This is a genomic window from Jeotgalibacillus proteolyticus, assembly GCF_050107735.1.
GTDB lineage: Bacteria > Bacillota > Bacilli > Bacillales > Jeotgalibacillaceae > Jeotgalibacillus > Jeotgalibacillus proteolyticus_A.
This window is the reverse complement of record NZ_JBNILO010000007.1, coordinates 164477-178131: the sequence shown is the minus strand read 5'-3', so window position 1 is coordinate 178131 and position 13655 is coordinate 164477. Positions and strand designations below refer to the sequence as shown.

General features: G+C 40.8%; 18 protein-coding genes and 1 tRNA gene. 5 read left to right on the top strand and 14 right to left on the bottom strand.

Translation table 11 applies throughout. From position 1 onward, the window contains the following. Window positions 1-30: 30 nt before the first annotated feature. Window positions 31-642 (top strand): DUF3298 and DUF4163 domain-containing protein, encoded by a 612-nt coding sequence (locus ACQCT8_RS12445; protein WP_426871559.1) that lies wholly within the window; start codon window positions 31-33, stop codon window positions 640-642. Window positions 643-858: 216 nt separating this feature from the next. Here the strand turns inward: ACQCT8_RS12445 and ACQCT8_RS12440 are convergent, their stop codons facing one another. The 6 genes from ACQCT8_RS12440 to ACQCT8_RS12415 all read right to left on the bottom strand — a co-directional run bounded on the left by ACQCT8_RS12440 (window position 859) and on the right by ACQCT8_RS12415 (window position 6985). Then, on the bottom strand, window positions 859-1998 hold the full coding sequence (locus ACQCT8_RS12440; RefSeq protein WP_426871557.1) for a zinc-dependent alcohol dehydrogenase: 1140 nt from the start codon (window positions 1996-1998) through the stop codon (window positions 859-861). A 236-nt stretch (window positions 1999-2234) separates the two neighbouring features. After that, a tRNA-Val gene (locus ACQCT8_RS12435) sits at window positions 2235-2306 on the bottom strand. A 346-nt stretch (window positions 2307-2652) separates the two neighbouring features. After that, on the bottom strand, window positions 2653-4635 hold the full coding sequence (locus tag ACQCT8_RS12430; RefSeq protein WP_426871555.1) for a TRAP transporter permease: 1983 nt from the start codon (window positions 4633-4635) through the stop codon (window positions 2653-2655). After that, entirely contained in the window at window positions 4628-5170 is a 543-nt protein-coding gene (locus ACQCT8_RS12425) for a DUF1850 domain-containing protein (RefSeq protein WP_426871553.1), read from the bottom strand. The genes ACQCT8_RS12430 and ACQCT8_RS12425 overlap by 8 nt, the downstream gene beginning before the upstream one ends. A 65-nt stretch (window positions 5171-5235) precedes the next feature. Further along, window positions 5236-6216 (bottom strand): TAXI family TRAP transporter solute-binding subunit, encoded by a 981-nt coding sequence (locus ACQCT8_RS12420; RefSeq protein WP_426871551.1) that lies wholly within the window; start codon window positions 6214-6216, stop codon window positions 5236-5238. 223 nt (window positions 6217-6439) lie between these two features. Beyond that, on the bottom strand, window positions 6440-6985 hold the full coding sequence (locus tag ACQCT8_RS12415; protein ID WP_426871549.1) for a phosphatidylglycerophosphatase A family protein: 546 nt from the start codon (window positions 6983-6985) through the stop codon (window positions 6440-6442). 127 nt (window positions 6986-7112) lie between these two features. Here ACQCT8_RS12415 and ACQCT8_RS12410 point away from each other — a divergent pair, with 127 nt between their 5' ends. From ACQCT8_RS12410 to ACQCT8_RS12400, 3 genes are all read left to right on the top strand, one after another. Then, window positions 7113-7838 (top strand): alpha/beta hydrolase, encoded by a 726-nt coding sequence (locus ACQCT8_RS12410; protein WP_426871547.1) that lies wholly within the window; start codon window positions 7113-7115, stop codon window positions 7836-7838. 82 nt (window positions 7839-7920) lie between these two features. Then, a complete protein-coding gene (locus ACQCT8_RS12405; RefSeq protein ID WP_426871545.1) occupies window positions 7921-8439 on the top strand; it encodes a YjcG family protein in 519 nt (172 codons plus the stop codon). A 1-nt stretch (window position 8440) separates the two neighbouring features. Continuing rightward, on the top strand, window positions 8441-8875 hold the full coding sequence (locus ACQCT8_RS12400) for a GNAT family N-acetyltransferase (RefSeq protein ID WP_426871543.1): 435 nt from the start codon (window positions 8441-8443) through the stop codon (window positions 8873-8875). A 25-nt stretch (window positions 8876-8900) separates the two neighbouring features. On the opposite strand, the gene ACQCT8_RS12395 is transcribed toward ACQCT8_RS12400, so the two are convergent. The 7 genes from ACQCT8_RS12395 to ACQCT8_RS12365 form a co-directional block, all read right to left on the bottom strand. Then, window positions 8901-9191 carry a hypothetical protein gene (locus ACQCT8_RS12395; RefSeq protein ID WP_426871541.1) on the bottom strand — a complete coding sequence of 97 codons (291 nt, stop codon included), beginning with the start codon at window positions 9189-9191 and terminating at the stop codon, window positions 8901-8903. Window positions 9192-9282: 91 nt separating this feature from the next. Next, window positions 9283-9546, bottom strand: coding sequence for a stage VI sporulation protein F (locus tag ACQCT8_RS12390; RefSeq protein WP_426871539.1), 264 nt, complete (start codon window positions 9544-9546; stop codon window positions 9283-9285). Window positions 9547-9710: 164 nt separating this feature from the next. Next, window positions 9711-9842: a YjcZ family sporulation protein gene (locus ACQCT8_RS12385; protein WP_278241707.1), complete on the bottom strand. Its 132-nt coding sequence runs from the start codon at window positions 9840-9842 to the stop codon at window positions 9711-9713. A gap of 69 nt (window positions 9843-9911) precedes the next feature. Beyond that, window positions 9912-10268 (bottom strand): stage V sporulation protein AE, encoded by a 357-nt coding sequence (gene spoVAE, locus ACQCT8_RS12380; RefSeq protein ID WP_426871536.1) that lies wholly within the window; start codon window positions 10266-10268, stop codon window positions 9912-9914. A 15-nt stretch (window positions 10269-10283) separates the two neighbouring features. Next, a complete protein-coding gene (spoVAD, locus tag ACQCT8_RS12375; protein ID WP_426871534.1) occupies window positions 10284-11312 on the bottom strand; it encodes a stage V sporulation protein AD in 1029 nt (342 codons plus the stop codon). Further along, the gene (spoVAC, locus tag ACQCT8_RS12370) at window positions 11312-11779 is read right to left on the bottom strand and encodes a stage V sporulation protein AC (protein WP_426871532.1); all 468 of its coding nucleotides are present in this window, start codon (window positions 11777-11779) and stop codon (window positions 11312-11314) included. The genes spoVAD and spoVAC overlap by 1 nt, the downstream gene beginning before the upstream one ends. Before the next feature lie 15 nt (window positions 11780-11794). After that, complete coding sequence (locus ACQCT8_RS12365; RefSeq protein ID WP_426871531.1) at window positions 11795-12220, bottom strand: sporulation protein; 426 nt, start codon at window positions 12218-12220, stop codon at window positions 11795-11797. Between the two features lie 158 nt (window positions 12221-12378). Here ACQCT8_RS12365 and ACQCT8_RS12360 point away from each other — a divergent pair, with 158 nt between their 5' ends. Further along, window positions 12379-12891: a CotY/CotZ family spore coat protein gene (locus ACQCT8_RS12360; RefSeq protein WP_426871529.1), complete on the top strand. Its 513-nt coding sequence runs from the start codon at window positions 12379-12381 to the stop codon at window positions 12889-12891. A 236-nt stretch (window positions 12892-13127) separates the two neighbouring features. Here the strand turns inward: ACQCT8_RS12360 and ACQCT8_RS12355 are convergent, their stop codons facing one another. Beyond that, window positions 13128-13652, bottom strand: coding sequence for a CotO family spore coat protein (locus ACQCT8_RS12355; protein ID WP_426871527.1), 525 nt, complete (start codon window positions 13650-13652; stop codon window positions 13128-13130). Between the last annotated feature and the right edge of the window lie 3 nt (window positions 13653-13655).

Sequence of the window (13655 nt, the reverse complement as noted above, 5' to 3'; positions counted from 1 at the left end):
ATATCTGTATGTGAGAGGATGATGGCACCAATGGACCTTCCAGTAACCATAAAAACGAAATCTCTCAACAATCCTGCACTAAACATAAAGATAACGTATCCTGAAGTAACAGAGCTGTACAATCCTTCTGTTCAAATGAACATCAACGTTAAAATCGTAGAAACGCTAAATAGAATGCTGCTGGATTTAGGATATCACGATCCCAACTTACAGGAGATGCTTGGCTACTATGAAATCAAAACAAATGAACGGAGAATCTTGAGCTTATCATTAATCGTGTATTCGTACACGGGGGGTGCGCATGGCTTAACTCTAATCAAATCACTTACGTTTAATGCTGACACGGGGAAAATGTATTTACTTTATGAATTGTTTAAACCGGGGGCTCCTTTCGTGGAAACACTGTCCTCTATAATAAGCGAAAAAATCAAGAAATGGGAGATCCCTTTAATTGGCGACTTTACATCTATTCGCAGAGACCAGGACTTTTATCTTGCGGATCACAGTCTTGTCATTTACTTTCAGCAATACGAAATTTCTCCCTACGTAGCCGGATTTCCTTATTTCCCTATTCCGATTTGGGATATTAAGGACTTGATTACAGACACCGGCCCGTTGAATACGCTTCTTCCATTTACTTAAGACTTATCAGCAATTAATCCTATTGTGCGGCACCAAGTAAAAAGGGCCTGAGACACTTTTGTCTCAGGCCCTTGACCGGTTCATTGCTATTTAAACGGCGCATTTCTCCTGGACAGTACAAATAATTTTTCATAAGGGTCTTGTCCTAAGAGTAACAGATTGCTGTCAAAGTCTGCTGGATTGCATTCTTCCGTTCACCCTCATATTAATTCGTTATCAGGGTTTTAAGACTACTTTAACGCATTCATCTTCATGGTCGTTAAAGATTTTATACGCTTCACTGGCCTGATCTAAACTCATTTTATGTGACACAATCTCTGTAGGATCAAACTCTCCTGCCTTAATCATTTCAAATAATTTTGGCATGTAATGGATAACAGGTGCCTGTCCCATTTTGAGCTCAACATTTCGTTCGAAAATGTTGCCAAGCGGGAATCCATTATATTTTGACCCATACACACCAGTTAATTGAATCGTTCCAAATTTGCGTACCGCATCAATGCCGATGTCAATCGCACTTAATGTTCCTCCCTGCAGCTTAAGCTTTTGCCCAATCTCCTCAGGAAGGGACTTCTTGCCATCCATTCCCACACAATCAATAACGGCATCTACACCGCCATTTGTAATTTCTTTAATGTGAAGTCCCATTTCATTAAATTCTTCAAAATTAAAAATCTCCACATTATTCATTTTTTTGGCGCGTTCGAGACGGTAAGGCAGGTTATCTACAGCGATGACACGTTTAGCGCCTTTCATCCATGCAAACTTTTGAGCCATTAATCCGATTGGTCCACAGCCCAAAACAGCTACTGTATCACCTTTTTTTACTCCGGCATTTTCAATGCTCCAGTAGGCAGTTGGAAGTACATCAGACATAAACAAAAGCGCTTCGTCTTCTAATTCCACAGAATCTGGAATGACAAGAGGCATAAAGTTTCCGTACGGTACACGCAGATACTCAGCCTGTCCTCCCGGATGATTGCCGTATCGCTCAGTAAACCCGAAATAGCCGCCTGTATCGATTTCCGGATTGGGATTTGAATTATCGCATTGACTTTCTAAATCATGCTGGCAATAAAAACATTGGCCGCACGAAATATTAAACGGAATAACAACACGATCGCCTTTTTTTACTTTCGTTACTTCCGGTCCCACTTCTTCAACGATTCCCATTGGTTCGTGGCCCACAACATAATCTTTATGAGTAGGCAGTGCACCTTGATATATATGTAGGTCTGAGCCACATATAGCTGTTGAAGTTATTCTAACGATAATGTCATCATTCTTTTGAAGTTTTGCATCAGGAATTTCTTTCACTTTCATGTCTTTGATTCCCTGAAAAGTAACACCTTTCATAGTAAAACCTCCATTTGAATAATATAGTCTTATTCATTGTTTACCCGGAAGACATTTTAATACTCTGATTACAAAGTCCTTATTTAACATATATAACTTATATTTCCATTTAAAAGCAGGACTTTTTTCTTATTCAATCTGTCCACACTCAATCCAGTTACTATAAATATAATTAAAAGAAAATAGTGAGTACAAACAAAAAAACGCATCCCTTTTTAAGGAATGCGTTTTGAAAATGATCTGAGAGGGATTCGAACCCCCGACCCCGTCCCTGTCAAGGACGTATTCTCCCGCTGAACTATCAGATCTTAATATTTAGCAGCCAAACAGTTACTCTCTATTTGTTTGCACATGGTGAAGACAAATACTATTTTATGATAGATTTTTCATTTCGTCAATAATAAATCTCATAATAAAAAGAAAGAGCCTGGGACCAAAAGTGTCTCAAGCTCTTTGGACTGTTAGGCTGCGCTTCAGGCGTACACTTTCCGCAGGCACGGCGCTGAGCCTTTTCAGGGCCTCGTCCTGTAAAGGCTCAGCTTGCCGTCATATCCAGCAGGAAGTCGCCACCTTCCACTCACCTCATACTAATCATACACACTGCCTCATTTATTAGTTTTATCCTATCCTCTGATTTTACTTGAACATAGATATTTATGCTTGAACTGTCTGAACTTTTTTGGGATCATTTCGTTTCCACACAAATTGCAGAACGAGTAAAGCAATGAATAGAACTGCTCCTAGAATATCTGTAATTCCTTCAGGGTACACCAGCATCAAACCGGCGGCAGCTGCAAGTAAACGCTCCACTGGATGGACGGGGCGGTACCAATAGCCAATAACTGCAGCTCCGATTGCCGTCATACCTGCCAATGCTGTGATAACTGAAATTGAAATTTCAACAGCATTTGTATCAATCAGTAATAGCTGTGGAGAAAGAACAAACATATACGGAATAATAAAGGCACCGATGGCTAATTTTGCTGCATTTACTCCGGTTCGTATCGGCTCCCCTCCTGATACCCCTGCCGCTGCAAAGGCAGCAAGCGCAACTGGCGGCGTGATGTCGGCCACTATACCGAAATAGAAAACAAAGAGATGAGCAGCCAGCGGTGGAACGTCCAGCAGAATCAAAGCAGGCGCTGCGATGGTTGCTGTAATAACATAGTTGGCTGTGGTGGGTGAGCCCATTCCAAGAATAATCGCTGCGATCATTGTGAAGAAAAGTGTCAGCAGCAGGATTCCTCCTGATAAGTCAACCAATCCATTGGCTAATTTAAGTCCGAGACCAGTCCGCGTTACAACACCAACAATCAGACCTGCACAGGCTGTAGCCACTGCAACCGATAAGGCTGTCTGTGCTCCGTCTGCAAGCCCCTCAATAAACTTTTTAATATTTATTCTCGTGTCTTTTCTGATTAAACTCACTAAAATTGTAATGACGATTGAATATAAAGCTGCACGGATAATAGAGTTTCCGTCCAACAGTAAGAAAACGACAGCAATAATAGGTGTCAGCAAGTAAATCTTTTTTAACACCACAGACTTTTTCGGTATATCTTTATCCGGCAGTCCGGTGAGTCCAATTCTTTTAGCTTCAAAATGTGTAATAATCCAAATACCTGCAAAGTATAGCAGAGCCGGTATAGTTGCTGCTTTGGCAATTTCCCAGTACGTGACGCCGCCGATGAATTCCACCATCAGAAACGCAGCTGCACCCATGATTGGAGGCATCAGCTGTCCGCCGGTAGAAGCAGCTGCTTCCACTCCTCCTGCGAATTCCTTGCGGTAGCCCAGACGCTTCATCATAGGAATTGTAAATGAACCCGATGTTACAACGTTTGCTACAGAGCTGCCGCTTATCGTTCCTTGCAAAGCACTGGAGAAGATCGCTACTTTTGCTGGCCCCCCAACACGTTTGCCAGCAAAGGCGACGGCCAGGTCATTAAAATACTGGCCAATTCCTGTTTTCACTAAGAAAGCCCCAAACAGCAGGAATAAAAAGATAAAGGTTGCTGATACATAGAGTGGTGTACCGAATATTCCTTCTGAGGAAATAAACATTGTATTAACCAAATTTTCCAGGTCAAGTCCTCTGTGCCGCAGGAAACCAGGCATATACTGGCCAAAATAAGCGTACGCCAAAAACAGTGAAGCAATTACAGTGATCGGCAGACCTACAGCTCTTCTGGTAGCTTCAAGCACTAATAGAATAGCAAAAAGCCCCGTCCAGAAATCCATTGGCGTAATCGTTCCAATTGTATTTACGATCCGTTCCTCATTCAATGGATAATAGCTTCCTACCCATATCGACATTAATGCTAATAGTGCATCATACCAAGGCAATTTGTTTTTCTTTTGCTTAGGCTTTTTTATCGCGGGAAATAAAAGAAAAACTAAAGTAAGGGCAAATCCAAGATGAATTGATAATAAAGTCTGTCTCGGAATTGATTGAGTAATTGCTGCATAAATTTGAAATACAGAAAAAGCAACCAGACCAATAAAGACGATCCAGTTCATAATGCCTTTATACTCCCTCGTTCTTGCTTCAGGATCGTATTTCGCTAAAAGTTCTTTTTGCTCTTTTTCGGTAAGCTGCCTATTTTCCTCTGCAGACTGATCATTCATTTTATCCATTCATTTTCACTCCTCTCAGCAACTGATATAAGCTTAAGTTCTTAATTTCTACTTTAATTAAGGAACCCGGCTTAATATATTCGTGCATCTCATAGCTGTTTCCATTGGTGTTAATTTTGTGGCTGATGACCACCTGGCTTGTCCTTAAATTAATAGACGGAAAGATGCGGTTCATATTTTCAATCACATAGAAGCCATCTTTCTCTGTGAATATCTCCCCTTCATACATAGCATTTGAAGGCATTCCTATCGCCATATCTTCAAATTGAAGTTCCGTTTGCTGAATTTGATCATCAGGTAATACGATGTAGGTATCGATAACTGTGGATTTATGGATGGAATGGGTATATTCGAGTTGAAATGTTTGATGATCTTCTACTGGGAGATAGGCCAGAACCTCTTCAGAACGAAGATCCTTAAAGGTTAATGTTTTTCTCACAGGGAAAACTATAGCAATTAATAAAAACAGAATAAGTGCTAAACAGATGATAAGCCATTTTATTTTTTGTTTTGCATTCTTTTCTCCAGCAGCCATCTTAAACCATCTCCATAACAATTAACAAACAGGCCCAAAACGGACCTGTTTGATCTTACGTACGGTTATTCTGCTTCTACGCCCTGCTCATCAAAATAGCGCTGAGCTCCTGGGTGAACTTCTATGCCGATTCCTTCAAGTGCAGTATCGACAGTAATAAATTCTCCCTTTGGATGCGTAATCTCATCCGTGTTTTCAAAGATACTTTTTGTTATGTCATAAACGAGATCATCAGAAAGATCAGCAGAGATCGCAAGCATTGCCTGAACAGCAACTGTAGGTACTGCTGAAGTAAGACCATACGTATCTACCGGCACTTCATCTTCTGAATAAAACGGGTACGCTTCCATTAATTCCTGTGCTTTCTCCTGCTCAATCGGAACAATGACTACATCTACCTGCGCAGCCAGTCCTTCTACTGCACCAGTCGGCGTTCCGCCTGTAATAAACGCTGCATCAATTGAGCCATCTTGAATACCGGTTGTGGAATCATCAAACGAAAGGTTTTGAATATCCATATCCTCAAAGGTCATATCGTGGATTTCAAGGATTTGTTCAGCATTCAATCGTGTTCCAGAACCTGATTCACCAACTGACACCGTCTTGCCGGCAAGATCTTCCACGGATTCAATTCCTGAATCAGCCGTTGTAACGATTTGAATCGTTTCAGGATATAGTGTGGCAAGGCCTCTGATTTTCTCAATTGGAGCATCAAACATCTGCGTTCCCTCAACTGCATAGGAAGCAATATCCGTCTGCACAAACGCAATCTCGGCTTGATCATTGTCAATCATAGCCATGTTCTCAGCAGACGCGTTTGACGTTACAGCATCAGTATCAATGCCCGTTTCTTCATTAATCAGGTTTGCAAAAGTTCCGCCAAGCGGATAATATGTACCGCCAGTTCCGCCCGTAGCCAGTCCAAGGAAATCGGGTTCTTCACTCTCTCCTCCGCCGTCGCCGCTGTCATCTCCGCCGCAAGCAGCCAAAATCATGGATACTGCAAGCAGCATGACCATAAACAAATAATATTTACTTTTTTTCAAAATGGTGCCCCCCTTATAAAATTACATTACTACGTATACTATTTTATCATGAAATGTTACATTCTTGTCAAATTGATTAAAGGGCGACCTCCAGGATCCCCCTTTAAACGTAATAATATCAGGCTTTTTACTGCATGAAGGCTGAACGTAATATAATTAACATTGCTGGAATCGGGATTAAGCTGCAGCGGTTGTCTGCATAGAATGTGCATGACAGTTTGTTTTATTCGTCCTCAATCACTCTCCGCTCCTCCGGCGGAAGGTTTTCTTCCATATCCCTTAATCGATGAGCTAGCCGTGAAGATGCATTTGCTGCTATGCTGGCAATCATGTCGTCGAGAAACGTATGCACACCCCCGCCTACTTTTGTATCAAGTTTGGCGATTATGCCGATTTTATTTTTATCTAAGTGGCCAAATGTAGTGACAGCTATACTCCCATAGCCTAGTGAAGCGCCTAGGGCAATCGTTTCGTCCACTCCAAATAACCCTTCATCTGCTTCTACTATAGATTGAAGAGGCTCTGATAGTTTTTTTTGTTCAGCGAGCTTATCCAATTCGACCCCAACCAGCAACGCATGCTGGATCTCTCTTTTTAAGAGGACTTTTTCTACACTGTCTACACATTCTTCAATTGTCAATTTACTATTATATGGTCCCTGCATCTGCATGACAATTTCAGCAATATCAGAAATCGTGACGCCGCGCTCTGTTAAGCAGTTTTTTGCAGCCTCTGTTACCACGTGGGAATGAACTCTTTCAACTGACATCGGTCTTCCTCCTTAAACTTTTATCAAACTAGGTTAAAGTATTTCACAATTAAAAATGCAAAATGATATGATACAATTTATCTGCAAACGCTTCAAAACTTACTGATCTTGAAACGGAGGAACAAACATGGGATCTATAAATGAGCATACACTCTACAGTGAAGCTCTTAAAGAAGAGATGACACTGCTGGTTTATTTACCTTCAAACTATTCTCCCCTTTATAAGTATACGGTATTAATTGCACAAGATGGCAAGGATTATTTTCAGCTGGGAAGACTCCCCAGACTCACTGATGCATTATTGGAACAGGGAGAAATTGAGAACCTTATTATCGTGGGGGTGCCATACAAAGATGTACAGGATCGGTCAAGGAAGTACCACCCCGGCGGAGACCAGCATGAAGCTTATATTCGCTTTTTAGCCAGAGAGCTTGTGCCGTATCTGGATAGCGAATTTCCAACCTACCAAATGGGAATGGGGAGAGCTCTTATTGGGGATTCTCTCGCTGGAACTGTATCATTTAAGGCTGCATTACAGTATCCTCATACCTTCGGACGGGTAATTATGCAGTCTCCTCTCGTCAATCAACAGGTGTTGAAAGCTGCTAAGTCATTTGAAGATGTGCATTTATTAAATGTTTATCATACTATAGGCAAGGAAGAGACCATTGTAAAAACGACACGCGGTTCAGAGGAAGATTTTTTAACCCCGAACAGAGAGCTTCATTCGGAGATGGAAAAACAGGGATTTACGGTTTTCTATGATGAATTTGATGGAGGTCACACGTGGAAATTTTGGCAGCCAGACTTAAACCGGGTCCTGACAACAATGTTTAAGAAGACTGCTTATTAATTTATAGGCTTCTTTTACATCTTTTTGATATAATTAAATTGTATACATGTATCAGCAGAATAGATCAGAGGAGGCATGAGTGATGACGAAATTTGGTATCGCAATTTTCCCATCAAAAAAACTGCAGGATTTAGCGAATTCGTATCGAAAAAGATATGATCCGCACTATTCATTAATTCCACCGCATATTACAATTAAAAATGCGTTCGAAGCAACAGATGAAGAAATCGCAGCTATATCCGCAAAGCTGATTGAAGTCGGGCAAAATACAAAACCCTTTACACTTCGCGCATACAAAATCAGCTCTTTCCAGCCTGTCAATAATGTCATCTACATGAAAGTGGATAGCACACCCGAACTCCTTGCACTTCATGAAGCTCTTCATACAGAAGACCTTGGAGGAGCTCCGGAATTTTCATTTGTGCCTCATATTACAGTTGCGCAAAAGCTGTCCGATGATGAACATTCTGATGTCTACGGTTCTCTGCGCATGGCAGGAATAAACTTTGAAGAGACGGTGGACCGCTTCCATCTTTTATATCAGCTCGAAAATGGCTCCTGGACAGTATATGAAACGTTTCGCCTCGGGAGTGAAAAATAATATGCTTCAAATCGTTCATGTGTCCACTGAAAAAGAGAAGGAAGATGCAATGTCTGTTAGAAAGCAGGTCTTTGTAACAGAGCAGCAGGTTCCTGTTGAAGAGGAAATAGACCAATATGACCCTTCGAGCGATCATTTTGTATTATATGACCAAAGCAGCCCTATAGGTGCCGGTAGATTCAGAATGATTGAAGAGGCAGGCAAGATTGAGAGAATCTGTGTCCTTGCCAGTCATCGCGGAACTGGTGCAGGAGCATTGATCATGCAAGGAATCGAAGCCTTCGCTGAAAAAAAAGGAATAGGCAAGCTAAAACTGAATGCGCAAAGCCATGCATTGTTATTTTATGAAAAGCTCGGTTACCATATAACCTCTGACGAATTTTTAGATGCAGGAATTCCTCACAAATCCATGGAAAAAACCATAAAAGAAACCTGACATTTCTGTCAGGTTTCTTTTATGGTTAAACAGAGGCGTTAAACAGTCTGCCTTTGCCTGTATATTTCGGAATCACATGCATGGATAAGAACTTTTTGTCTGACGCGCTGAAGGTTTCTCCTCCAGTTTTATTTAAGGTCCTGTTTTCGTGCAGTTCCTTATCTTTTGTTTGCGGGCTTTCTGATTCCTCGGCTGATGACCGGTATGGACTGACTCTTTGTACGGGGGTTAAATAAAATGGGTCATAGTCTTTTATTACATCTCGTTCAGCGTATTGCTGGTACTGGTAGTTGTTTACAGGAGCTATATATCCCATAGCGTTTTCCCCCTTTAGAATTTATCATTTTTACTTTATACCCAGATTTTCAAAATGATAAACGCTGCAGTACTCTCTCCTTAATCAGCTCTTATTTTCCATCCTTTTTATTCATCATGTCTGAAATTGTATTAAAATCAATTGACTTTCCTTTAGCAGTAATGGTTTCCACGATTTTGTCCTCAAGATCTTTTGTAATTGGTTTATTGGCTACCGAAGACACTTGCTTAATTAAGTTTCGAACGGTTTTTTCATCTTTAAAATCTGCACTTTGAAAAGATTGGGCCAATGAAAAGACGTTATCCATACTGACACCTGTCTTTTGTTCGATACGTTTAAAAAATGCATCGTTCAATGTATTCCCCTCCTCTATCATCTTTAACATCATATGTAGAGTGAACCAAAATGGTTCGTGAGTTCAACATGAAACAAACAAAAAAAGAACTGAAAGAAATCAGGTTTAACCTGATGCTCTTACAGCTCTTTTGATCCATTCTCAATGATAAACTAATTTATCATTTAGCAAAAACTTGCACCAACAATAATTAACAGGATGAAGAGGACTACAATTAAAACGAATGTAGAGTAGCCGCCTCCGTGACCATATCCACAGCCACCGTAGCCACCGCCATAACCGCCGTAACCAAACATGAACTTCACCTCCCCTTTTCCTTCTTTCATATACTATGAAAAAAAATCCTTCAGGGAGTGGGCACTCGATTATCCTTTCGGTTTAAATAATAATGCTCCAATAAATCCAAATATAATTGCGGCAGAAATCCCGGCTGAAGTTACCTGAAACATCCCCGTCAAAACTCCGACAATTCCATGTTTTTCTGCTTCCTGCATCGCACCATGCATGAGCGCGTTTCCAAACGATGTGATGGGAATGGTTGCACCGGCACCGGCAAAATCGATCAATGGCTCATATAATCCAAACGCATCCAATACAGCACCGCTCACAACCAGTGTACTTAACGTATGAGCTGGGGTAAGCTTGCCTACGTCCATTAGCAGCTGTCCAATGACGCAGATTGAACCGCCAACCACAAAAGCCCAAAAAAAGAATGGCCACATTATATTTTCTCTCCTTTAGTTAACGTGATAAGTACCTGGACTCCTTAACTCAACCGCATGAGCGATACACGGAATAGACTCTCCCTGTTGAAACGTAAGTGGTGACAGAAGAGCACCTGTTGCTACTGCCAGCATTTTTTTTATCGATCCTTTTTGAAGTTCATTTAAAAAATGGCTGTAAAGAAGCATTGCTGAGCAAGCCGGTCCGCTTGCTCCCGCTTGAACCCCCGGATTTTCCACATAAAAAAGTTTTCCGCAATCCAAAAATTGCCCCTCTTTAAACGTCCATCCTTTTTCTTTTAATAAATCTTCTGTGATGGAGTGGCCAATCCATGCCAGATCTCCCGTCACGATGAGATCAAAGTCTTCAGGCGTTTGATTGGTCTGGGTCAGATGGCGATGAATCACATCTGCTGCAGCTGGAGCCATTGCAGCACCCATATTGAAAGGGTCTTTAATTCCTTCATCCACCACTTTTCCTATTGTCGCTTTATCGATGAAGGCATATGGTGAGGATTGAGTTGAATACTTTTCTATTAGTGCAACGCCTGCTCCTGTGACAGTCCATTGAGCGGTTGGCGGTTTTTGACCTCCATATTCTGTCGGATAGCGAAATTGTTTTTCAACAGCTGCGTTATGGCTCGATGCCCCTGTGACAATCTTGCTGCTGTAGCCACCATCAACCAGAACAGCCGAAAGGGCCAGCCCCTCCATTGACGTAGCACAGGCACTGAATAATCCAAGGTACGGTACTGATAGAGTTCTTGCAGCAAGATTGGTTGGTGTTAGTTGATTAATTAAATCTCCCATCAAAAGCGCATCGATCTCCGAATGGTCAATCCCCGCCTTTTTTATAAGAGTTCCAATAGCTTCTTCTATCAAAAGCCGGTTTGCTTTTTCAAAACTTTCCTGTTCCATCCATAAACTATCCATACAGGAATCAAATTCTGAGGAATAGGGGCTTTTCTTCTCGAATGGCCCCCCCACTACCCCGGAAAACATAATGGCAGGTTTGTTTTTAAAGATCCAGGTCTTCGTATCCATTAATTAACCACCCCGAAATAACTCAGGAGCGTTTTTATTGTAGCAAGTAAAAAAGCTGCAAATACGCCGAAAACAATTACAGACCCGGCAAGCTTAAAAATATTGCCCCCAACACCCAAAACATACCCCTCTGTCTTATGTTCAATTGCAGCACTGATGACCGCATTTCCAAACCCTGTTACAGGCACTGCACTTCCTGCACCCGCAAACTGGCCAAGACGGTCATAGACTCCAAAACCTGTCAAAAACATCGCAAAAAAGATCATAGTCGCAACAGAAGGGTTGCCGGCTGTTTGTTCAGTAAAGGAGAAAAATGTAATATAAAAGACCGTGACCGCTTGTCCAATTATACAAATTAATCCTCCAACCAAAAAAGCCTTAATACAGTTGATAAGCACAGGCCGCTTGCGATCATGTGCTTCTACAAGACTTTGATAGGATTTTTCACTAGCTGTTTGTTTTGCCATATATACCCCGCCCTTTTACGTTAATTCATTTTTCAGCTTAATAATTTTATCTAATTTTTTTTGAGCTTCTTCTATAGAAAGAGAACCATCTTCCCATGATTGAAAAAGATTATACGATTCCAGAAATATTTTATAATCACTTGAAACGTCTACTTCCTGATTTGGAAATTCTTCTTCTGTCCACTTTTTAATTTTTTTCTCAATGGCTTTCATATGAAACCGGTTCATATGGTGAACTTTATAACTGACAAGAATTTTATCTTCTCCTGCAATGATAATGGTGTCGTACAATTCTTCTGACTTCTGAAGCTTTTCATTTATAATGTGCACTTTTTCTTCGTGGGTGTCATGAATAATCAATTCACTTGGTCCTACTTGTTCAAACATTGCACAGCCGCCTAACAGCATCATCAGCGGAAATGTATAGATCCATTTTTTCATTATGCGATCCCTCATTTACTTTCAGATGTACATCTTCTGCTATAGTTTGCAACAGTTTTTATTTTTCATGCCTTTTTTTATAAAACAGGCGAATGACTAAACCACCAAGAGAAGGTTTGAATACCTTATAGAGAATCCAATGTAAAGGAGGAGAAATAATGAGCTGTTGTGGAAAGAAAGATAATGTGAGTGGGTTTGAAGGCTGCGTATGCGAGGTGGTACGCGCAATAAAGGATATTCAAGACAACGCTGTTGAAGAAGAATGTCAGCCGTGTCTAACAAGCTGCTTCCTTGAGCCGCTTGGAGATCTAACAAGTCCGTCACGCAGAAGACCTGCAGATACACGGGTATTTATTCTAAAAACGAAGGACGGTTCTCCGTTCCACGCTTTTTACCGTGATGGAGACAGATACGATCACGACTGTATTTCAATTTACTTCCGTGTTGAAAGCATTTTTGATAATTGCTGTGCCACACTTCGTGTCCTTGAACCAAAAGACAAAGAAGGCGATGAAGTGGATCTGCTATCAGATTGCGGATCAAAGATTAATCTTAAAAAGCTTTGCAAAGTGTACGACTTTGAATCAACGGATAGCTGTATTACAGTAGACCTAAACTGCTTCTGTGCTGTTCAATGTATTAAAGATGTATTTCTTGGAATTTGCGACTAAGGATGAAGTGGTCCCCCTGATTAACCAGCTTATGACTGTAGGGAATGAACAAAGCATACATGCAGTTTAGCAGCTAGCTTCTAAAGAAGTGACATGGTGATTCTGCCTGAAATGTTAATCGTCCTTAGATCTTTCTCCTAAAGAAATAACACAACCGCTCTGCTAAATCGCAGAGCGGCTTTTTTTGCATATCATCACCAGTTTTTAGTGCTCATTCGCCATTACTTGAAATGGAGCTAATTAATATAAATATTTTTCAGCTCTTCTTTCTTCCTTTTCACAAGTTCACCGTCTTTAGCTGCAATTGTTACTTCTTCTTCTCCACATTCATTCAAAACGCCTTTTACTCGGGTCTTATCTTCAAATTCAAATAAACAAATGAATGGTGCTCTTTTTCCTATAAAGGGCTTCAGATAATCCAGCCTCTCTGACACATCCATTTCCTTAAATGGTTTTAATGGCTTAAAGCGTTCTTTCACTGAATGTCTGGAAGCATCTTCTTTTACTTGTTCTACCTCGGTTTCAGTTTGATTATTTAAGGACAATTTCTCACTTTGCTCTTCTTCATATACATAACCAAGCGGCTTTGCTTTTATTTTCTTTTTGTGGGATGAATCTTGACTCAAAGCTTTTTTATCATCCTTCTCTTTTGTGCGGCTGGTTTGGTACACTTGCTGCATGACAGGTTTTGAGCATTCAAACGATGGCTGATCAATGTATAGTAAGGGGTTGTGTGCTTTTTTTTCTTCTTTATTACTCATAGA